The organism is Parabacteroides leei, assembly GCF_023369805.1.
In the GTDB taxonomy this organism is placed as follows: Bacteria; Bacteroidota; Bacteroidia; order Bacteroidales; family Tannerellaceae; genus Parabacteroides; species Parabacteroides leei.
In genome coordinates, this window is record NZ_JAMBQG010000003.1 from 231,095 (window position 1) to 252,111 (window position 21,017).

18 protein-coding genes and 2 pseudogenes are annotated in these 21,017 nt (G+C 41.5%); 12 read left to right on the forward strand and 8 right to left on the reverse strand.

Annotated features, from left to right (window positions below):
* Positions 1 to 110: 110 nt before the first annotated feature.
* The 6 genes and pseudogenes from M1P97_RS06780 to M1P97_RS06805 all read right to left on the reverse strand — a co-directional run.
* Positions 111 to 437 (reverse strand): hypothetical protein, encoded by a 327-nt coding sequence (locus M1P97_RS06780; protein WP_129733335.1) that lies wholly within the window; start codon positions 435 to 437, stop codon positions 111 to 113.
* On the reverse strand, positions 437 to 2,527 hold the full coding sequence (locus M1P97_RS06785; protein WP_129733334.1) for a type IA DNA topoisomerase: 2,091 nt from the start codon (positions 2,525 to 2,527) through the stop codon (positions 437 to 439). Before M1P97_RS06785 ends, M1P97_RS06780 begins: the two co-directional genes overlap by 1 nt.
* A 28-nt stretch (positions 2,528 to 2,555) precedes the next feature.
* Positions 2,556 to 4,040, reverse strand: a complete 1,485-nt coding sequence (locus M1P97_RS06790; protein ID WP_129733333.1) for a DUF3945 domain-containing protein — start codon at positions 4,038 to 4,040, stop codon at positions 2,556 to 2,558.
* A 182-nt stretch (positions 4,041 to 4,222) separates the two neighbouring features.
* A pseudogene (locus tag M1P97_RS06795) lies at positions 4,223 to 4,705 on the reverse strand (conjugal transfer protein TraG); the annotation flags it as partial.
* Between the two features lie 115 nt (positions 4,706 to 4,820).
* Entirely contained in the window at positions 4,821 to 6,629 is a 1,809-nt protein-coding gene (locus tag M1P97_RS06800) for a reverse transcriptase domain-containing protein (protein ID WP_249388751.1), read from the reverse strand.
* A 600-nt stretch (positions 6,630 to 7,229) separates the two neighbouring features.
* Positions 7,230 to 8,762: pseudogene (locus M1P97_RS06805) on the reverse strand (YWFCY domain-containing protein); the annotation flags it as partial.
* A gap of 646 nt (positions 8,763 to 9,408) precedes the next feature.
* On the opposite strand from M1P97_RS06805, the gene M1P97_RS06810 reads away from it, so the two are divergent.
* Positions 9,409 to 10,104, forward strand: coding sequence for a cation diffusion facilitator family transporter (locus tag M1P97_RS06810; RefSeq protein ID WP_129733331.1), 696 nt, complete (start codon positions 9,409 to 9,411; stop codon positions 10,102 to 10,104).
* Positions 10,105 to 10,240: 136 nt separating this feature from the next.
* On the opposite strand, the gene mobB is transcribed toward M1P97_RS06810, so the two are convergent.
* Positions 10,241 to 11,500 carry a conjugal transfer protein MobB gene (gene mobB / locus M1P97_RS06815; RefSeq protein ID WP_129733330.1) on the reverse strand — a complete coding sequence of 420 codons (1,260 nt, stop codon included), beginning with the start codon at positions 11,498 to 11,500 and terminating at the stop codon, positions 10,241 to 10,243.
* On the reverse strand, positions 11,485 to 11,922 hold the full coding sequence (gene mobA / locus M1P97_RS06820; protein WP_129733329.1) for a conjugal transfer protein MobA: 438 nt from the start codon (positions 11,920 to 11,922) through the stop codon (positions 11,485 to 11,487). The genes mobB and mobA overlap by 16 nt, the downstream gene beginning before the upstream one ends.
* 711 nt (positions 11,923 to 12,633) lie before the next feature.
* On the opposite strand from mobA, the gene M1P97_RS06825 reads away from it, so the two are divergent.
* From M1P97_RS06825 to traK, 11 genes are all read left to right on the forward strand, one after another.
* On the forward strand, positions 12,634 to 13,386 hold the full coding sequence (locus M1P97_RS06825) for a ParA family protein (RefSeq protein WP_129733328.1): 753 nt from the start codon (positions 12,634 to 12,636) through the stop codon (positions 13,384 to 13,386).
* A 6-nt stretch (positions 13,387 to 13,392) separates the two neighbouring features.
* Entirely contained in the window at positions 13,393 to 13,854 is a 462-nt protein-coding gene (locus M1P97_RS06830) for a DUF3408 domain-containing protein (protein ID WP_129733327.1), read from the forward strand.
* Between the two features lie 18 nt (positions 13,855 to 13,872).
* Positions 13,873 to 14,319: a DUF3408 domain-containing protein gene (locus tag M1P97_RS06835; RefSeq protein WP_129733326.1), complete on the forward strand. Its 447-nt coding sequence runs from the start codon at positions 13,873 to 13,875 to the stop codon at positions 14,317 to 14,319.
* Between the two features lie 2 nt (positions 14,320 to 14,321).
* A complete protein-coding gene (locus M1P97_RS06840) occupies positions 14,322 to 15,077 on the forward strand; it encodes a hypothetical protein (RefSeq protein ID WP_129733325.1) in 756 nt (251 codons plus the stop codon).
* Positions 15,078 to 15,240: 163 nt separating this feature from the next.
* On the forward strand, positions 15,241 to 15,543 hold the full coding sequence (locus tag M1P97_RS06845) for a DUF4134 domain-containing protein (RefSeq protein ID WP_018075063.1): 303 nt from the start codon (positions 15,241 to 15,243) through the stop codon (positions 15,541 to 15,543).
* A 23-nt stretch (positions 15,544 to 15,566) separates the two neighbouring features.
* Positions 15,567 to 15,899, forward strand: coding sequence for a DUF4133 domain-containing protein (locus M1P97_RS06850; RefSeq protein WP_129733324.1), 333 nt, complete (start codon positions 15,567 to 15,569; stop codon positions 15,897 to 15,899).
* Entirely contained in the window at positions 15,892 to 18,396 is a 2,505-nt protein-coding gene (locus M1P97_RS06855) for a TraG family conjugative transposon ATPase (protein ID WP_163218418.1), read from the forward strand. The genes M1P97_RS06850 and M1P97_RS06855 overlap by 8 nt, the downstream gene beginning before the upstream one ends.
* Positions 18,397 to 18,401: 5 nt before the next feature.
* Complete coding sequence (locus M1P97_RS06860; RefSeq protein WP_129733322.1) at positions 18,402 to 18,704, forward strand: DUF3876 domain-containing protein; 303 nt, start codon at positions 18,402 to 18,404, stop codon at positions 18,702 to 18,704.
* A 37-nt stretch (positions 18,705 to 18,741) separates the two neighbouring features.
* Entirely contained in the window at positions 18,742 to 19,362 is a 621-nt protein-coding gene (locus M1P97_RS06865) for a DUF4141 domain-containing protein (protein ID WP_129733321.1), read from the forward strand.
* A 20-nt stretch (positions 19,363 to 19,382) separates the two neighbouring features.
* Complete coding sequence (traJ, locus tag M1P97_RS06870; protein WP_129733320.1) at positions 19,383 to 20,369, forward strand: conjugative transposon protein TraJ; 987 nt, start codon at positions 19,383 to 19,385, stop codon at positions 20,367 to 20,369.
* 21 nt (positions 20,370 to 20,390) lie between these two features.
* A complete protein-coding gene (gene traK, locus M1P97_RS06875; protein WP_129733319.1) occupies positions 20,391 to 21,014 on the forward strand; it encodes a conjugative transposon protein TraK in 624 nt (207 codons plus the stop codon).
* Positions 21,015 to 21,017 lie beyond the last annotated feature (3 nt).

Below are 21,017 nucleotides of genomic sequence, written 5' to 3' on the forward strand. Positions count from 1 at the left end.
CCGGGGTATCCCTCCCCAGTGCCACCACTAAAAAATTCAATAGGATAGATTTAATAATTTCTCATTAAAACCTGTGCCATATGAACTTCTTAGTGGCAAAGATAGCTGTTTTATTCCAATTTATACAAGTCAGAACAGTACAGGACTGAGCGATTTACATTGTGAATAACATTGATGACCTTAATTTCCTTACCGATACACGTAGTTAGCGAATTAATATTATCAAGCATATTTAATTCGCAGTCATCAAGCGATTTCGCCCATTCTATAAAGAACTCTTCCAATGAAATAAATTCTCCGATTCTTGGAATAGTAGGATATGGAAAATCATGACTTTTACAATAATCAATAAAAGAATATAGCATTTTAGTCGGCTTATCCAGATTTGCATTTCTCGTCAATGCCTGTCCTAAATTTAATAACAAACTTATTTTCATTACTTTTTCCTCTTTTTGGAATTATCAAATTGGAATATCGTTTTATACTCTGCATCAAAAGCTACGGCAGCATCAAAAGGCTTATTTTCTTTACTCTTAAAGCCTTTGATAGTACCTGTCTTGCCTTTGGTAAGCAGGTCTTTCAGTTGTCCGTCCGTCAGGTCTTTTCCTGATTTATTCCGGAATACTGTCAGTCCGCAAGCCTCATTGTTACATTTTGCAACCTTTTGGAATATTACTACCTGACCGTTTTTACATTTCGGACATGGACAGCTCTCTCTTGTATTGCCGCCTTCGATTTTCTTCTCCAGTAATTCGGTGGTAATCTGTGCGGCATATACTTCGATACTTCTATGAAAGGTATCGGCATCCATTTCTCCCGTTGCTATTTTATTCAATGCGCTTTCCCATGCTCCGGTCATAGCTACGTCCGCTATTTTTTTATCACGGATAGCCAGATAGACTACCAATCCTTTATTGGTAGGAACAAGGGATTTTTTTTCACGCTGAATATATTCACGGGAGAAAAGCGTTTCGATAATAGCGGCACGGGTGGCAGGTGTTCCGATACCCGATTCTTTGAGCGCTTCCCGTTCCGTTTCGTCGGTAAGGTCTTTACCACAGGTTTCCATAGAAGATAATAAACTACTTTCCGTATGTAATGGGCGGGGCTTGGTTTGTTTCTCCAGTAAGTCCGTTCCGTTAATGGGAAGTACATCCCCATCGGACAGGGATGGAAGTGCCGGAGCATCGTCTTCGCCTTTTTCTTCATCAGGTGCGTTCAATACGGCACGCCAACCGGGAATAAGGATAATGCTACCTTTGACTGAAAAAGCAATGCCCGAAGCATCCAAAGAAACGCTTGTGTTTTCTTTGGTGCATTTGCCGGAAAAGGCTTCCAACATTCGGGCAGCAATCATATCGTATATGATACGTTGGTCGGCTGAAATATCTTTCGGCATATTTTCGGTGATAATCAGAGCATGGTGGTCTGTTACTTTCTTATCATTTACAGAACGCCTGTTCAGGCTTGCCCCTGACATTATTTTTGCATAGTTGCCGAATGGAGCGTAACCGGATAACTGACCTATAAGGGCGGGTATCTCGGCAAAAACATCATCGGAAATATAACGGCTGCCCGTTCTTGGATAGGAAATAAGTTTCGCTTCGTAAAGCGACTGGGCTACCGACAGGGTTTTATCTGCTGAAAAACTATGGCGGCTGTTCGCTTCTTTCTGCAAAGTAGTCAAATCGTAGAGCAATGGCGGTTCCTGATTGGCTTCTTTCTTTTCTACGCTTATCACGTTTACGGATTCGGCGGATCGGACACGGTTTAAGATGTCGTCTGCCTCCTGCTTTGTGTTGTACCGTTCTGTGGAAATAGCGGCGAACTGGGTTGCATCTTTTGCCGTATGCAATTTTACCTGAAAATAGGTTTGCGGTTTGAAATCTTTGTTTTCCAGATAACGGCTGCATATCATGGCGAGTGTAGGTGTTTGCACCCGTCCCAATGACCATACGCCGTGCCCGGCTGATATTGACAGGGCTTGTGAAGCGTTTATCCCGACAACCCAATCGGCTTGGCTCCGGGCTTTTGCCGAACGATACAGGTTGTCGTACTCTTTTCCCGGACGTAGGTTCTCCAATCCTTTGCGGATAGCCTGATCCGTGAGAGAGCTTATCCAAAGACGGTCGAAAGGGCGGGAACACTCCAGATAATTATATATATATCTGAAAATTAACTCCCCTTCACGTCCTGCATCGGTCGCAACCACTATACGCTCACATTTATTAAATAACTCTTTGATAACTTTAAGTTGTTTCATTGTGCCCGGATCAGGTTTGTATTCTTTACCGTCCTTTACCTGACGAGGCAATAACTTAAATTCGGCAGGAAGTATCGGTAGGTTTTCAGCCTGAAATCCTGTAATACCATAGTCCTGCGGCATTGCCAGTCCTATGAGGTGGCCAAATGCCCACGTTACACAATATCCGTTCCCTTCTAAATAACCGTCCTTGCGGTTATCCGCACCAACGATAGCCGCTATATCACGGGCTACGCTTGGCTTTTCTGCAATTATTACTTTCATTTACTATTGGATTTTTTAGTGGTTGGTATTACATTTTATGTCCTGTGGACTTTTTCACAGGTTTTCTAATCTGCTTCTGCTCTTGCTGCTTTTCGGTCGGGTTTTGCTGACCTTGTTTCAGGGGTTCATTTGAATGTTTGGTTGCTTCATTGGTTTTACCCTGTGAATTGACTGCTACCTGTGTCTTATTGCCTTCGGCAACTTTCACATCCGCACCTTGCTTTTTGGCTCTGTCCGGGTTCCACTTAAAGAAATCCAGTTTGCCTTTTTCCTGATTGACCTTTACATAGGCATTGAAAGGCTCGCCCTTTCCGTCTTTCATCATACCCTGAACATAGACGGCTTTTCCTTCCCGGAGAGAACTTTGTTGTTTATCGTCCAAATCAACGCCTAAAAGTTTTTTAGGAATACGGACTTGGTTCTGCTGTTCTCCGTTCTGGCTTTGTTCCTGTCTATTGTTCTGCTGATACTTATTGCGGTCTAATCCGTCATAATTGAAATCGTAACCGCCTTTGGCTGCATTAAACTGAACATAAGCATCGAATTTTTTAGGATTATCGGTACCTATTGTCTTTTTGGAGGTCATACCCTCTACGAGTACCTTTTTCCCTTCTTTTAATGCCTGTTGTTGTTCAGGAGATAACTCAACACCTTTCAGGTTTTGAGATACTGTGAGCTTATCAAGGGGTACGGCTTCCAAACGGTTAGTCTGCTTGTCGATAGAAATAAGCGACGGTACTTTTTCGCCCGGTCTTGGCTCCAGTTCTACCACCCTACCACTGTTACCCGTTGCTAACAGGTTTTCTTTTACGTCATTGGGGAGCATAATGCCCTGAAACGGTTTTTCCAAATCAACCTGCTGTTGGTATGGATGCGGGGTAAATTTCAGGCTGCCATCCGGCTGTTCCTCCAGTGAAAGACGGGCTTTCATGGGATATTCTACTCCCTCTATTTTGGGGTTGATATCTACAAGGTGCGGAGATTTATACCCGTAACTCATGGCTTTGAGTTCGCCCTCCAGATTTTCGGGCTTGATACCGTATTTCTGATATTCACTTTCAGGGATACGGCTTGTGTCGAATTGCTTAAATTCGGTCTTCTGTTCGGTTGCTGGTGTTGCTTCCATTTTTTCTTCTTTTTTTTCGGTTTGAACTTGCTTTTCACTCTCTTTGGTGGATTGTTCCTGCTGATTCATATAATCTTTCGGATTGATACGATACTTCTCCAAATCTTCATCACTTAGTTTTAATACTTTATCAAGCATATCGACGGTAACCGCATAGAATCCTGTATGCGACGGGTTTTTAGCTTGATTAAAGAAGTTTTTGAAAAAGTTTTCAAGGGGATCGGCGTGTTTGTCAATTTTGATAAAATCGGTTTGCTTCGCCTTCATGGGATCAATGGCATCAATTTTACCTTTTTTGTCGATGCCTTTCACGACTTTGAGTTTGTTGCCTTCTCCTTCATCTCGCATCAGGAGAACTTTGTCTTTCGGATTTAATTTTTCATCCATAATAAAAACTGTTTTTGTTCTGCATCACTATTAATGCAGAATAAAAGTAGCGGTAATCAAGAGGTTAGCTGTTGATTTTTCGGCAGGTGGTCGCTTGTGGCTTCGATTTGGCAGTGAGTGGCGTTATAGGAAAAACAAAGAGCCGGAAATCCGGCTCTCCTACATTATATATATATGTATATTTATTCTTGTTGCTGTAATAAATGAGCCAATGAAGGATCATCCTTAATGCGTTGTAGTTCTTCTGCAACAATTTGTTTGGTTTCCTCTTTGATACGGTTATAGTTGAGCTGTATCTGCTCTTTCATCTTATCTACTCCGTTTTCGTCTTTAAAGTCGGTAATAATAGGAATAGATTGATAAGCCTTAGTTTCGGCAGCTACCTTTGCATTATCTACAACTATTTCACAATGGAAAATTTTCTGCTCGATACGTTCATCAAAGTTGTCGGCAATCGCTCCGACAAACATCCCTTGTGTCAAGTTACTGATTTTGGACGGTGGTATCAAGCTATCCATCTGGGTACTTATAGAGGTCGATTTATCATTGCGGTTAATAGTCATAGACTGGCGTTTCTGTAAGACTTTACCAAATCTATCGGATAATGTTTTTGCAGTTTCTCCCACAACCTGACCGCTAAAAACATTTCCTACGGTGTTCATCACGTAGGCTAAGCACCCAACGCCCATTTCCATATTGCTATGGCGGGTTTTCAGATACTCGCCCCCGAACCGGACGTACACGTCTCCATGTATCCGGCTCTCCACCAACTTAATCAATCTAAAATTTACCATTATGTATTTTCTTATGGCAATTATAACATACTGCTATCGTTTTCCTCTGTCGTGCAATCATGTGCTTCTCCCATGCCTGTTTACCTTTCAGGTCCTTGAGTTTACGCACATGGTGCATTTCCAGATTTTTAGTAGCTCCACAGTATTCGCACTTCCTTGCTTTTAGCCTGTCAACTAAACTTGTGCGTGCAAGGTTGTACTTAGACCGGGGCATGTTATCAAAATCAGCAGCTTTGTCTGTTACCTTTCGTTTAAATCCGTCGTGATAGAAGATTCTCACCTTTTCGTTGCCATGTTTGTCTTTGAATCGAATACCGATTTCTTTTCCTACACGAAGCCGTTTCATCAGGTGTTTCCTGTATGTCCGGTATTTATGTCCAAAAGTTTTCAGCATACTTTCTTTCATGATACGATAGAATGAGTTGATTACTGTACTGTTATTAGCTATCGAGTAATAGTTATAGAATCCTCTGATTTCGGAATTGACCTTGTCTAATATTTCAAGGTCGTCATTATTTGTCAGATACACACGAGGTTTAGCTTTCCATACTTCTTTGCCGTTTATAATGTTTAATTTGAGGGCATCGTAAGCCAGCAGCTTTTTCTTCATGGTTTCTGTTGTTATTTTCAACACGACTTTCTTTCCGTAGACACGTTTCAATTTTCCCGAAGAATCTCTTTTAGGTAGATTGGTATTACGTACATAGATGTCAAATCCGAGAAATTTTGCAGGTTTTGTCCCATGCGTTATTAGGGTCTTCTCTTCCGATAATTCCAATTTCAATTTATTTTCAAGGAAAGTCTTAATGTCTTCCTTTATCTTTATGCAATCATCTTTAGAGCCAATAACTCCAATCAGGAAGTCATCTGCATATCTCACGTATTTTAGTCTTTTGTAAGTGTCATCCGTTTCTATTCCATAGGGGATAAGGATTCGTTTTTTTTCTATTTCTCTAATTTCCTTTTGCAGTTCAGTTCTCTTAGCTTCATCTGTTTCTTTCTTTAAATTTTTAGTAACAGTCATTTTCCGTCCTTCCAGTACCCGGGCTTCGGGATTTCTCAGCCGTCTTTTACCTTTGTCAAATTCTTGAATGTATTCTTCCATGTATTTATCTAATTCATTCAGATAGATATTGGCAAGAATCGGACTGATGATACCGCCTTGCGGAGTACCACTAAAGTTCCGATGTAACACCCAGTCTTCAACATACCCTGCATTCAAAAACTTTCTTATAAGCCGTATGAATCTATCGTCTTTGATACTTTTTTGCAGAATTTTAATCAACACATCATGATTGATGTTATCGAAAAATCCTTTAATATCACCCTCGATAAACCATTTAGCCCCAATAAATGTGTTTTGCAGGTGAATAAGTGCAGTATGGCAACTCTTTCCCGGTCTGAATCCATGTGATGAATAGCAAAATTGTTTTTCATAAACGGACTCAAGTACCATTCTGATTACTTCTTGCACCAATTTATCACCAATAGCAGGTATTCCCAAAGGACGCTTTTTCCCATTCTTCTTAGGAATATACGTTCTTCGTGACGGTTTAGGCTGATATGATTCGTTTTTCAGAACCTTAATCAGCCGTCCAATGCGTTTAAGTTTCATGCCGTCAATAGTCTTGCCGTCAGAACCTTTTGTCATGTTACCTGTCTTTTTATACAACTTTTGATAGGCAACATAATACATTTCTTCATTGAACAGAATCCGGTACAGCCTTTCGTACTGGTAGTCCGAAATTTTGCTGTGTTTCGTTAGATTGTTTAATACTTTCTCTGGACTTCTCATAATGTCTCTCACATTTTCCGTTAATTGTATTAAAATAAGCTGGCTGCCACCCTTCGCCATTGTAAATCGGAAAATTCCGATTTACGTGTACAAGGCTTTCCCTTGCTCAGACTACTACGGCGGCTCCGTTGCCATGCCGGATATTCAGAGGTCTGTACCTCATAGCCTTACAACTGGCGTTCCGGTTTAGGCAATCCCCATTAAAACATACAATAATATATGGCGCGATAGATTGTCGGATACGACTTCCGTCCTTTACTCACTTATTGTGATGCGCTGCAATAAGTTCCTGCCACATTTCCCCCAGTCGTTTGGAAATGGGTATTGCAGTATGACGATTATAGTTACCTTGACGTCATAGTTTAAAGCACTAACCACTCGGACTATCATTCAATCAGTATGGATTTTATCCTCATATCTATCTGTCTCGCCCACCATTCAGTCGCAACTCGGTAACTTCGTTGACTTTCGGCTTTACTGGCATGCTACACTCCCTGTTTGATTTCTCCTCACAGATAAGCCAGCGGCGATAGATCCTTTTCAAAGAACACTTGTCTAATCTCCTGCCACAGAGATAATTATTGTATGCCCTTATGGGCGCACAACTTTTGCTTCCTTATCCCCGTAGTCCCTTATTAGCTGCGAAAAATCCTGAAAGCCCAAAAGCACAGCAACCTTATTACTACGGGCTGTTGCGATCAAATTGTCAAGACCTTTGAAATAAATTGTCGGTAATTCGTCGATTACGACCGAACTCTTTAATTGCCCTTTTTTGTTTATCAATTTAACTATTCTGGAATTGTAAAGTCCCAAAGCTGCGCCGTATATATTTTGCCTATCGGGGTTATTGCCTACGACTAATACCTTCGGATCATCAGGGTTGTTTATATCAAGCGTGAACTCATCACCGCTCATTACCCAGTATAATTGCGGGCTAATCATTCTTGAAAGCGGTATTTTAGCACTTGCTATCTGTCCCTGCAACTGTTCCATTGCGCCCCCAAGCCACGCGTCCATAAAGGGACTTAGGTAGTTTTCCAGTTCGGGATAACTTGTCAAAATAGGGAAAATATCTTCATACCTTTTATTCAGGAACTCTATCGCATGAGGGAATGTGCAATATTTTCCGTCTTTATAAATTCGGAGATACCATATAATAGCAGCAAACAGAATTATCGGAGATTCCACAAAGAAGTCGCCTTGTTTTTGCACCCATGTTTTATTAAGGTTAAGCATAATTGTATAACTCGATTCGTAAGCATCGCTAATATCTTCCATGAAAGAAGGGTTGATTGGATTACATCGGTGTGAACGGCTCGGATCGTCGAAGTTTATCACGTAAAACGTGGGGACTTTTTTGTAGCCTAATTGATTGTTCAGTAAATGATTATAAGCGATTGTAGAAAGGTCAGGAAACTTAAAATCATACACGTACATTGAAAATCCTTTCTCAATTTGTTGCTTAATGTATTGATTAACAACAGCGTATGACTTCCCACTGCCCGGAGTTCCTAACACAATACTTGCACGAAAAGGATTTACAACGTTTATCCAACCCCGCCATTCTTTTTTCTTATACCAGAATTTCGTAGGCAGGTTCACGGAATATTCACTCTGTAATAGCCGTGTTTCCTGCATAAAACTCTCGTTCTCCGTGTTGAATACGTCGTCGAACATATTGTTTTTGAGTAAACGGCTCATCCATAATCCACCGACCAAAAGGAACAGATAACCTGCTGCCATTGTCAGGATGTAAAAACCTGTTGTAGCCGATGCAGGTAATGGCAATTCAAGTATCCACCAATTCATAAAGAACAGGATAAAACCTATTGTCAGAAAAACATAGATTTTCGGCCAAGTGATTTTTTCCTCTTTAACTCCCTTAGTTCCCAGACACGAAAGGGCAAGGAAAACAACGGCAAATAATTTGGTATAAAGAATACTACCGAATAGTCCGGCAGTCCGGTCAAAGTTCAGTAGTATCTTATCAACTACCGAAATATTGATTCCCCATTCACGCAAAGCGTAATAGCAAAACCAATAAATGTTTATCACTACAAAAATAATACTGATTGCCCTCATGAACTCCATCACTTTGGCAAGTCCTCTTAAATCATCTTCTTGTTGCATAATCTTTAAAAATTAAAAGTTTGAGAAGCGAAATTAGAGAGGTTGTTCTTGTAAATGATTGATTTTCTGTCATGTGGTCGCTTGTGGCTTCGATTTGGCAGCGAGTGGCGCTAAAATGGAATAAGAGGTACCTTATAAGTAAATACCTTAAAATAGTGATTTACTATTTTAAGGAATATTGCTAAATTTGAGGCGTGAAATTTTTGACCATCATAGTCGTTACTTTACTGTCCCTGCAAATAGGATTCACTAATACTGTTTTGCAGGAAATATATCGCTTGCCTTTTTTAATCCAACATTATTGCGAACACACTGAAGAAACATCCATTGACTTAAAAGATTTTTTTAAACTGCATTATTCCGAAAATGAGCATAAAACGAAAAAAAAGGCAAATCACAATCACGCATCTTTGCCTTTTCATAACTCACTTAATACAGTACATATTAATCCTTTTATATTTGCGGAACATTCTTTCGACAATCCTGAAAAACCATTTGCCATAAAATCCGATATTAAAATACCGGATCACACATATTATATTCCTCAAAATCTTATTAACTCAATCTGGCATCCACCCAAGAATAATATTTTATAAATAACTTCTTAGCTAAATAATAAGACGATTATCCAAATAAAATATTAATCATCATGGGAGATAAACATAATCATGCGGAGAATAATCATCCGCATACTAAAAATCATACACATACCAACGAACAGAAAACCAAATGGGTTGTTTTGCTGACAGCCGCAACAATGGTAGTAGAAATTAGCTTCGGGTACTGGACTAACTCAATGGCATTATTAGCTGACGGCTGGCACATGGCTTCCCATGTACTTGCTTTAGGTCTGACATGGGTTGCTTACTATGCAGCCCGTAAGTATTCACAAACAGAAAATCACTCATTCAATAAAGGGAAACTATTGGCTTTATCCGGCTATACGAGTGCCGTAGCATTGCTGATTGTAGCTGTATTGATGGCAGTTGAATCCGTACAAAGGTTAATGAATCCAGTAGATATATTTTTCAAGGAAGCTATTATCGTTGCCATTGTTGGATTGATTGTAAATGCTCTAAGTGCAGTATTCCTGCATCACGATCATGAGCATCGTGACCATAATATCCACTCGGCATACCTACATGTATTGGCTGACGGATTAACAAGTATAACCGCTATTATTGCCCTAACTATCGGAATGTTTTGGCAGATATATTGGTTAGATTGTTTGAGTGGTATAATAAGCTCGGTAGTAATAACAAAATGGGCTATTGATCTGATGAAAGGTTCGGGTAAAGATTTAATTGACTATAAAAAAAAGCAACACACGGCAGATCCAGAATAAATATAGTTAATTACAGACAATAACTTTGTTGATTCAACATCCTAATGGGCAAGTTATTAATTATAAAAGACGAAATCAATAACCTGATTCCGTCTTTTATCGTATAGGTGAAATGACAAACAAAACCTATATTTTATTACATCTGCCTGCCATACCTGCGCTTCTTTTTTTTCTTACGACGTGGTAATGGCATTTCTTCTTTAGGATGGTTCTCCGGCTCCGGATTAAGAATTGAGAAAAGCCCACCGGTTACACTATCCGAAGTGTAACTGTTATCATGGTGCGTGCCTGGCTGAATATTATTGTAAACATCAGAAAGGCGTGTGTCTTTGACTGGCTCTTGTGCTTGTTCCTGTTTTCCACCGTACAGGTCATTGAAAACATTAGCGGAATACTCTTTACCCAATCGGGAACCGTTCAGTATGGTGCGGGTAGTATGGTCTATGAATGTAGCGCCATATATCCGTCCTTCATCATTCCGCCTAAACAGAACATCAATACCCTGCTGCCTTAGCTTCGCTCGGAACTCGCTCTCACTTTGGCTGCCCTGCTTGGCTTCCGATACCGCTTTTAATGTATGTGTCTTCAGGTTTTTAGTTTTGATGCGTTCGGCAGATTTCTCCATACGCTTTTCCAGTCCATCGTAACCGACTGACTTCCCGAATATGGAAGACTTTAGCGGATTGCCGACCTTGTTGCCCTCACTATCCAAAGCGGAATAAAGCAATCCCCGATAAGGCTTTCCTTTTGCCTCGCCTTTCAGTTCCTCAACATTTATATTATATAAGGAAAGGACGGCTTTATATTCTCCCATGCTTTGAAAGTGATACATAGAAGCCAGCGGTTTGATAACGGATGCAATCTGCTTTTTAAGGTTTCCCTTTGAAAAATCGACAGGGGTTAGTTCCCATTGTTCACCCTGCTTTTGTCCTTCTGCCGGATGCAAGTTATATTCCCGTTCCAAATCTTCTGTTATAGCCTTACTTCGTTCATGTTCTTTTCCATCATAAACCTTTTTTCCGTCGCTTTTTACCCGAAGCGATACAATGTGCATATGCTCCCGCTCAATGTCCTCATGCTTGAATATCAGATAAGGTTGATCGCCATACCCCAATCGTTTCATGTATTCCCTTCCGATATCTACCAGTTGGTCATCTGTCAAAACATCATCCTCATGTGGATTCAGGGATACATGGAAAACGTGTTGTTCGGTACGGAAGTGCGACGGGATAAACTGCATGAAGTCCTCAATACAATCAATAACGTTGAAGTGTCCATCGGCAGGTTCAAACACAAGATTCGCACCTAATATCTTTCCCAGACCTTTATCAACCTTTTCCTGATTGTACGTCAATGCACCGTACAGGTTACTACCGATGTTTATTTTTGCAACCATTGTTCCTTAAATTCTTCCGATAATTCCAGAATTTTTTTCCCCGTTTCTGCCAGTTCTACCGTTGCCTTTTCCAATTTATAGAGCAAAGCAAGTGCTTTCTTTTCTGAAAAATTGGTATGCAATTCCTTTACAACCTGATTGTAATTCGTCCCAACGGAACGGAATTGTGCGTAAAAAGATGTGAGTTTAGTAACGTATTCCATAGCGGAACGGTCGATTTTTACCACTCGAAACTCGTCCCCGAAAACACGGGCAGCGATAAAACGAGCCTTCGATTGTAGCCCTGATTGCTCAAACATGGTGAGGAACCGGGCATGTTCTACTGCGGTGAAGTTTACCGAATAACGGTAATTCGCCGGATCATTCTTGGGGTTTCTACCCCCTTTTCCCCTTTTGGGGAGATTCTTTGCTTTTTCATTCATACGTCGGATTTTTTAGTGGTATAATCCGTCGTTAGGCACCCTTGCCGCCTTAACAATCATCGCCCGAATGATTCATTATAAGCAACCGACTTCGGAGGTTGCGCCCCCCCGGAGGGGCAAGCGTTTTTTGCAGCAGAACTTGTTTCGTGCAGCAAAAAACACAGCTTGCTATTTGCCATGACGCAAATAAAATCTGTCCTGAACAGGGACAGATATGAATGCGAGTAAACGAGCGAAAATGGCGGTCGGATATCTCCCGACATTTCATGCAGCAAAGTTATAGGCTAAAGTAACGTGCTGTATTCCAAGCAGCGAAGCCACTCGCTGCCAAATCGACGCCACTCACTGCCACCTCGTGAAAAAGTGATGATTCTGCTAATAAATAGGTTTTTATTTGCAGAGAAAATGACTGTATGAACAGACAGCCGGATAGCTAAATGAATAGCTGTACGGATATAAAAACATACAGTCGGCTATATGGAGATACAGCCGGATTAATAGCTAAACAAATGGCTGAACAAACAAATGACTGGCTAAACGGCTAAACGTTCCAACGGCTAAACAGACGGACAGACAAACAGCCAAATGGCTAAACGGTCAAACGGACGGACAGATGAACGGATAACTAATCAAACGTATGGCTGAACAGACAGACGGTTGTTCAACCGGACAGAGATACAAACGATGTATAATAATTAAAAATTTCAGACAATGGAAAAGAAAACTTTGAACGTGGCTTTCAGTACCCAAAAGGGGGGAGCCGGAAAAACAACTCTTACGGTGTTGGTTGCTTCTTACTTGCACTATGTGAAAGGCTATAACGTAGCCGTGATTGATTGCGACTTTCCACAACACTCGATTGCGGAAATGCGTGAGCGTGATATAAAAATGTCGATGGATGATGACCATTACAAGCTCATGGCTTACGAACAGTTTTCTGCATTGGGTAAAAAGGCTTATGAAGTTATCGAAAGCAGCCCAGAAAATGCTATGGAAGATGCACAGGAAGTTATTGAAGTATTGCAGCCTGACTTCGTATTTTTCGACCTGCCCGGAACAATCAACAATCCGGCAGTTGTACACACGCTTTCACTCATGGATTACATTATTGCTCCGATCAGTGCTGACAGGTTGGTACTGGAAAGCACCCTGCAATATGTGATTACGGTCAATGATGCCCTGATTACGCCCGGCAAAGCAAAAATCAAAGGGCTGTACCTGCTTTGGAATCTCGTTGATGGTCGGGAGAAAACCGAACTCTACGAAGTGTATGAAGATGTGATTGATAAACTGGGTTTCCCGCTTTTCAAAACATTCCTGCCCGACAGTAAGCGGTTCCGCCGGGAGCAGTCGGTAAACCACAAAGCCCTGTTCCGCTCTACACTGTTCCCTGCGGACAAAGCATTGGTAAGAGGCAGTAACCTCGATGCCCTGATAGATGAAATGTTGGAAACTTTAAAATAACCGATTATGGCGAAAAAGAAAGAAGAAGTAAACCTGAATGAGATTGATGCCAGTTTTGTCATATCCTCATTCAAGAATAAGGAACGCCGGAATAATCCGAGTTCCATACCCAGAGCATTAGTTCCTGAACACGAAAAGAAACAGGAACAGGAAGCGGAAAGCGTGGAACCTGAAAAAACGGAAGTTATTCAGGAAGAATCCCCCCGTGAGGAAACCAAACGGAAACGCAGTAAATCTCCTGATTACGAAAGCCTGTTTATTCAGGAAGTCGGCATTACGGCACGTACCGGAAAATCTGTTTACATACGCAAAGACCACCATGAAAAGATTATGAAGATCGTTCAGGTCATCGGTAAAAATCAGGTGTCTTTATTCAGCTATATAGATAATGTACTGTCCCAACATTTTGCTGCTTATCAGGATGAGATAACGGAATTGTACAATAAAAACAACGAAGGAATTTTCTAACAATAAAACAATCAAATTATGATAGTCAGTCCATTTTTAATAGATAGCGGAGATAAGGCAATAATAGGAATTGTCCTCTGGGGATTGGTGATACTGGCGGCAATTATTCTGCCGAAAGCTATTCGCTATAAGAAACGTATGCGGAAAGAATACGAAGAAAAAACGGCTCCTGAAATAGAAATGATAGTCGTTCCGGGTGATAAAACGAAACCCGAATCTTCCGGCTATAAGAAACAGTTTCTTGTCAATGCAGGTATCCCGACAAGAAACGGAAAATTAGTAAGTATCCGTAAGGAATACCATAACCGGATTTCAAAGATTGTAGGGGTTATAGGAAAAAATGAAGTAACCATATTCAGTTACATAGACAATGTCCTGAAGCATCATTTTGAAACCTTTCAGGATGAGATTTCAGAACAGTATAAGAAGAATAACAATGATGATTACCTAAACCCTAAAAAGTAAGGATGGAAAAGATATTTATAACCGTAGTTATCCTGTATGCCCTTTTTGTCGGAATTTATTTCTTGTGGGCAAGAGCAGGAAAAAGACGAAAAAAGAACATTATCGGTCAGGGTAGCTCCATTCATGAAGCAGGTCGTTTGAAGGAAAATATTGTCGGGAAAAGCACATTTGATTTAAGCGCATCGACGCCACTCGCTGCCAAATCGGAGCCACTCACTGCCACCTCGCTAAAATCTGAAAATCAGGCTGAAAATCCCGATATATTTGCTTCGCCTAACGAGGTAAAGCCATCAGCGGAAGTGCCGCCGGAGGAATTGGAAGAAGCGTTTTCCGACACTCCACCGGATGAAGAAAACGAGCCTATGGATATAGATTATCCGCTCGAATATGAAATGACGGACGAAAACGAAGATGCGCCGGAAGACGAAGAAGAAACGGAAGAAGTGGAAGGAACGGCACAAGCCGTACTCGCTTCAGGTATTCAGTTCGATGATCTGGGTAATGCAGTCCGCACTGTAAACCGGACGAATGAAGCAACGCCGGAGCAAAAACGAAAAGCGGGCGATACTTTACTGGAGATACGGCAGACTGATATGTTTGAACAGGTGGTTTCTGGTAAGCCCGATGCAAAGCGAATCGTTACCGACCTTATGGCTGAAAGCCTTTCGGCTTTTTATGAGCGGAAAGACAAGGAAGCCGGAACTGCCGGAAACGGCAAAAAGGCTCCCGACAATTTTAATATCAGAGATTTCGCATAGTGCGAAAAGTATTAATAATAATGTAAAACAAAGAAAGATGAAAGAAAGAGATTACGGATAGCTTTCGCGCTATCAACCACTAAAAAATTCAATAGTAACAAGATTTATCAACCCGGTATCGGGACTATCCACCCCGATACCATTTTTTAAACAATTTCTCATTATGACAAAGAAAAAATTTCTAATGTCGGCAGCTTTTATTCTGGCTGCTGTTTCAAGTGCATTCGCACAAGGTAACGGAATTGGCGGCATTACCGAGGCCACGAACATGGTAACGAGCTATTTCGATCCGGGGACAAAATTGATATACGCCATAGGTGCGGTCGTCGGTTTGATTGGGGGTGTAAAGGTGTACGGAAAATTCAGTTCCGGCGATCCCGATACATCGAAAACGGCCGCGTCGTGGTTCGGTGCCTGTATATTTCTTATAGTTGCCGCTACCATCCTGCGCTCCTTCTTCCTTTAATCAGCTTCATACAGATAAGAGTTATGGAGTTTAATATTAACAAAGGGATAGGCAAAAGCGTGGAGTTCAAAGGTTTAAAATCACAATACCTTTTCATATTTGCCGCAGGCTTGCTTGCCGTATTCATTGTCTTTGTCATTATGTATATGGCAGGCGTGGATCAGTGGGTGTGTATCGGCTTCGGTGTAATCGCTGCATCGGTATTGGTATGGATGACCTTTAACCTGAATACAAAATACGGGGAACATGGCTTAATGAAAGTCATGGCTGTAAAACAGCATCCCCGCTATTTGATAAACAGGAAAACTCCGCACCGCCTGTTCAAACGGAAAAGAAAGGAGGTAGGATATGCGTAATATAATGAAGGCATCTACCATTGAAAACAAGTTCCCGTTACTGGCTGTCGAACATGACTGCATCATTTCAAAGGATGCGGATATTACGGTCGCTTATTATGTGGAGCTGCCGGAATTGTTTACAGTAACCAATACGGAATATGAAGCGATACACTCGTCCTGGACGAAAGCAGTAAAAGTCCTTCCTGAATACAGTGTGGTGCATAAACAAGATTGGTTTGTGCGTGAAACCTACAAACCACAGACTGATAAGGATGATATGAGTTTCTTATCCCGCAGTTTTGAAAAGCACTTCAACGAACGTCCTTTCCTGAATCACTCATGTTTCCTGTTCCTGACTAAAACAACGAAAGAGCGAATGAGAATGCAAAGCAACTTCTCATCGCTTTGTCGTGGGAACATTATTCCTAAAGAAGTCAATAAGGATACGAGTGTGAAGTTTCTGGAAGCTGTCGGGCAATTTGAACGGATAATGAATGATAGCGGATTTATTACGCTTACCCGTATCAGTTCGGATGAGATTACAGGAACGGATGAAAAGGCAGGGCTTATTGAAAAGTATTTCGCCTTGTCGCTCGATGATACCACCTGCTTGCAGGATATGGAACTGGGTGCCGACGGACTTCGGGTAGGTAGTAAACATATTTGCCTGCATACGCTTTCGGATGCAGAAGATCTGCCCGGACGTATTGGAACGGATATGCGGTATGAAAAACTATCGACCGATAGAAGTGATTGCCGTTTGTCGTTCGCTTCTCCGGTAGGATTACTTCTCTCATGCGACCATATCTACAACCAGTATTTATTTATTGAGGATAGTGCGGAGAATCTTCGGAAGTTTGAAAAGAGTGCAAGGAATATGCAGTCGCTTTCAAAGTACAGTCGTGGAAATCAAATAAATAAGGAGTGGATCGACCAGTATCTAAACGAAGCGCATAGCTTCGGGCTGACTTCCATCAGGGCGCATTTCAACGTGATAGCGTGGAGTGATGATGTGGAAGAACTAAAACATATCCGCAATGACGTAGGTAGCCAGTTGGCTCTTATGGAATGTAAGCCCAGACACAATACTGTGGATGCCGCTACTTTGTACTGGGCAGGAATGCCGGGTAATAGTGGGGATTTTCCTGCGGAAGAAGCGTTCTATACATTTATCGAACCTGCCTTGTGCTTTTTCACGGAAGAAACAAACTACCGGAGTTCACCCAGTCCGTTCGGTATCAAAATGGCGGACAGGGTTTCAGGTAAGCCACTCCATGTGGATATTTCCGACTTGCCCATGAAAAAAGGAATTATTACAAATAGGAATAAATTCATTCTTGGGCCGTCGGGAAGTGGCAAATCTTTCTTTACAAATCACATGGTGCGCCAATACTACGAACAGGGTACGCATATCGTTTTGGTGGACACAGGAAACTCTTATCAGGGATTATGCAACCTAATCAACAAGCGCACAGGTGGTCAGGATGGAGTATATTTTACTTACACGGAACAAAATCCGATTGCTTTCAATCCTTTTTACACGGATGATAATGTTTTCGATATTGAAAAGCGTGAGAGTATAAAAACGCTGATCCTTACCCTGTGGAAAAGGGATAATGAGCCGCCTTCACGGGCGGAAGAAGTTGCCCTCTCCAATGCAGTCAGCCAGTATATAGAAAAGTTGAAAACCGATAAAAAACTGATACCGTCTTTCAACACATTCTATGAGTTTGTCCGTGATGACTACAAAAAGGTACTGGAAGAAAAGAAAGTACGTGAAAAGGACTTCGATATAGCGAATTTCCTGAATGTACTGGAGCCGTACTATCGCGGGGGTGAATACGACTTCCTGTTGAACTCGGATAAGCAACTGGATTTATTATCTAAACGCTTCATTGTCTTTGAGATAGATGCGATAAAAGACCATAAAATCCTATTTCCCGTCGTAACGATCATAATCATGGAAGTGTTCATCAACAAAATGCGCCGTTTGCAGGGCATCCGTAAGATGATATTGATTGAAGAAGCATGGAAGGCAATCGCTAAAGAGGGTATGGCAGAGTACATTAAGTATCTTTTTAAGACTGTGAGGAAATTCTTCGGAGAGGCGATTGTCGTTACACAGGAGGTCGATGATATTATCGCTTCTCCTATTGTGAAAGAGAGTATTATCAACAATAGCGACTGTAAAATTTTGCTCGACCAAAGAAAATACATGAACAAATTTGACAGTATTCAGGCGTTGTTGGGATTGACCGAAAAGGAAAAATCGCAGGTACTCTCTATCAATATGTCCAATGTACCCAGTCGTAAATACAAGGAAGTCTGGTTTGGGTTAGGAGGTGTACAAAGTGCCGTATATGCCACAGAAGTAAGTCTGGAAGAATATTACACCTATACAACCGAAGAATCGGAGAAAATGGAAGTGATGCAACTGGCTGAAAAACTGGATGGAAATATGGAACTGGCGATTAAGCAGATTGCTGAAAGCAAGCGACAGGAGTACGGAGGATAGATGCCATGAAAAGAAAAAACAGTAAGCCGTTTGCGGCACCGCAACTTCATACCCATTTCCCGATGAGAGAGATATGCGGGACATGGGAAAGCCTTTGCGGTTCCCCCGGACTTAAAATATTCCATGACGGTAGTCGGTTCCGGTTGAAGTTTATTTACAAACAAAACACGGCGTTTACCGTCCCTTTGTGCCAGAGCTGGGGGATTACCTTTTTCTATTTCTACGGTATGATTCGCATTGCCTACGATGATGAGCGGGATATGCTTCTGCTTACTACCGAAGGCGAATACAAAAGGGTGTACGATTAAGGTACACAAAATCAATAATCATTAAAAAATAAAAAGTATGAAACGAATATTTATGTGCCTGATAGTGGCACTTTCTATGTTCTCATTTCAGGCGAAAGCGCAGTGGGTTGTAACCGATCCGACCAATCTTGTGCAAAATATCACAAGTGCGATACAAGGTACATCCACGGCAGGTAATATGATAAAAAACCTGCAAGAAAGTATCAAAATCTACAATCAGGGAAAGGAATACTACGACGCTTTGAAGTCTGTCCACAATCTGATTAAAGATGCCCGTAAGGTACAAAAGACGATTTCAATGGTCAGCGAAATTACGGACATCTACGTGAACGGATTTAATAAAATGGTGGGTGATCCCAATTTTACCCCGAATGAACTGGCGGCAATCTCAACAGGCTATGCCAAACTACTGGAGGAAGGGGGAGCGTTGGTAACGGATTTGAAAAACGTAGTTACCGGAAGCAACGGGCTTTCCCTGTCCGATAAAGAACGGATGGATGCGATAGATGACATTTATACTAAGATGTTGGACTATCGTAACCTGACTAAGTATTATACCCAAAAGAGTATATCGGTTTCGTATATCCGTGCCAAAGAAAAAGGCGATACGGACAGGGTATTATCTCTTTACGGTAGTCCTGCCGAAAGATATTGGTAATCAAACAAATGTAGTCAGTTATGAATTTTGACAACTTACATCAGATTCTTGCGAATCTGTACCAAGACATGATACCTCTTTGCAGCAACATGATTGGGGTTGCAAAGGGGTTGGCAGGATTGGGCGCACTCTTTTATGTAGCATACAGGGTATGGCAGGCGTTAAGCCGTGCGGAGCCTATTGATGTGTTTCCGCTTCTCCGTCCTTTTGCGATAGGGCTTTGTATAATGTTTTTCCCTACACTGGTTTTGGGAACTATCAATGCGGTTATGAGTCCCATTGTTACAGGTACTCATAGCATTTTGGAATCGCAGACAATGGATATGAAAGCCTATCAGCAACAGAAAGATAATCTGGAGTACGAAGCCCGTGTCCGTGAGGGTAAAGCGTGGCTTGTCGATGATAAAGTGTACGATCAAAAAATGAAAGACCTCGGTATTACCGATACGCCTGAAATTATCAGTATGTGGGGAGAACGCCTTTGGTATGATATCAAGGCATGGTTCCGGCAGGTAATCAGGGATTTCTTTGAACTGCTGTTCAATGCTTCCGCATTGGTCATTGATACGATACGCACATTTTTCCTTGTCGTGTTAGCCATACTGGGGCCTATTGCGTTTGCCTTTTCCATTTATGACGGGTTTCAGGCAACGCTCACCCAGTGGCTTACACGCTATATAAGCGTATATCTGTGGCTTCCTATTTCTGACATTTTTTCTTCCGTACTGGCACGCATACAGACTTTGATGCTTGAACAGGATATAGCCTTGTTGCAAGATCCGAACTATATTCCCGACGGCTCGAATGGTGTGTATATCGTATTCTTGATTATCGGAATTATCGGATACTTCACTATCCCGACCGTAGCCGGATGGATTATTCAATCAGGTGGAGCGGGTGCATACGGAAGCGCAGTAAACAAAACAGCAAGTAAAGCAGGTGGAATTGCCGGAGGCGTTGCGGGATCAGTAGCCGGAAACGTTGGCGGTCGTTTGCTTGGTAAATAACCAATAAATGTAATTAAAAACATGGAGTTCAAAAGTTTAAAAAATATTGAAACAAGTTTCAAGCAAATAAGGATTATCGCCATTGTGTTTGTGGTGCTGTGTGCAGGAATTACCGGATATGCAGTCTGGAACTCATTCAGCTTTGCGGAAGCACAACGGCAGAAAATCTATGTATTGGATGAAGGAAAATCGCTTATGTTGGCTCTTTCACAGGACTTATCTCAAAACCGTCCTGTTGAAGCAAGGGAGCATATCAAGCGATTTCACGAACTGTTCTTTACCTTATCACCGGATAAAAGCGCCATTGAATCAAACATCAACAGGGCACTCTTTCTGGTGGACAAAAGTGCTTTCCGCTATTATCAGGATATGTCGGAAAAAGGTTACTACAACCGCATTGTGTCGGGTAATATCAATCAGATTATTCAGATTGATTCTGTGGCATGTAATCTCGATGTTTATCCCTATAAGGTAATGACCTACGCCCGGCAAATGATTATCAGGGCAAGTAATGTAACGGAGCGAAGCCTTGTTACACGCTGCGACCTGATAAACTCTGTCAGAAGCGACAATAATCCTCATGGGTTCACTATGGAACGCTTTGAGATAATAGAAAACAGGGATTTAAGAACAATAGACCGATAAGCC

Excerpts from the sequence above, each read along its gene's own strand:
- M1P97_RS06810 (WP_129733331.1), top strand. The coding sequence starts at position 9,409 with ATGGGAGATAAACATAATCATGCGGAGAATAATCATCCGCATACTAAA.
- traK (WP_129733319.1), top strand. The coding sequence starts at position 20,391 with ATGGAGTTCAAAAGTTTAAAAAATATTGAAACAAGTTTCAAGCAAATA.
- M1P97_RS06835 (WP_129733326.1), top strand. The coding sequence starts at position 13,873 with ATGATAGTCAGTCCATTTTTAATAGATAGCGGAGATAAGGCAATAATA.
- M1P97_RS06830 (WP_129733327.1), top strand. The coding sequence starts at position 13,393 with ATGGCGAAAAAGAAAGAAGAAGTAAACCTGAATGAGATTGATGCCAGT.
- mobB (WP_129733330.1), bottom strand. The coding sequence starts at position 11,500 with ATGGTTGCAAAAATAAACATCGGTAGTAACCTGTACGGTGCATTGACG.
- M1P97_RS06845 (WP_018075063.1), top strand. The coding sequence starts at position 15,241 with ATGACAAAGAAAAAATTTCTAATGTCGGCAGCTTTTATTCTGGCTGCT.
- M1P97_RS06825 (WP_129733328.1), top strand. The coding sequence starts at position 12,634 with ATGGAAAAGAAAACTTTGAACGTGGCTTTCAGTACCCAAAAGGGGGGA.
- M1P97_RS06855 (WP_163218418.1), top strand. The coding sequence starts at position 15,892 with ATGCGTAATATAATGAAGGCATCTACCATTGAAAACAAGTTCCCGTTA.
- M1P97_RS06800 (WP_249388751.1), bottom strand. The coding sequence starts at position 6,629 with ATGAGAAGTCCAGAGAAAGTATTAAACAATCTAACGAAACACAGCAAA.
- mobA (WP_129733329.1), bottom strand. The coding sequence starts at position 11,922 with ATGAATGAAAAAGCAAAGAATCTCCCCAAAAGGGGAAAAGGGGGTAGA.
- M1P97_RS06850 (WP_129733324.1), top strand. The coding sequence starts at position 15,567 with ATGGAGTTTAATATTAACAAAGGGATAGGCAAAAGCGTGGAGTTCAAA.
- traJ (WP_129733320.1), top strand. The coding sequence starts at position 19,383 with ATGAATTTTGACAACTTACATCAGATTCTTGCGAATCTGTACCAAGAC.
- M1P97_RS06780 (WP_129733335.1), bottom strand. The coding sequence starts at position 437 with ATGAAAATAAGTTTGTTATTAAATTTAGGACAGGCATTGACGAGAAAT.
- M1P97_RS06790 (WP_129733333.1), bottom strand. The coding sequence starts at position 4,040 with ATGGATGAAAAATTAAATCCGAAAGACAAAGTTCTCCTGATGCGAGAT.
- M1P97_RS06785 (WP_129733334.1), bottom strand. The coding sequence starts at position 2,527 with ATGAAAGTAATAATTGCAGAAAAGCCAAGCGTAGCCCGTGATATAGCG.
- M1P97_RS06860 (WP_129733322.1), top strand. The coding sequence starts at position 18,402 with ATGAAAAGAAAAAACAGTAAGCCGTTTGCGGCACCGCAACTTCATACC.
- M1P97_RS06840 (WP_129733325.1), top strand. The coding sequence starts at position 14,322 with ATGGAAAAGATATTTATAACCGTAGTTATCCTGTATGCCCTTTTTGTC.
- M1P97_RS06865 (WP_129733321.1), top strand. The coding sequence starts at position 18,742 with ATGAAACGAATATTTATGTGCCTGATAGTGGCACTTTCTATGTTCTCA.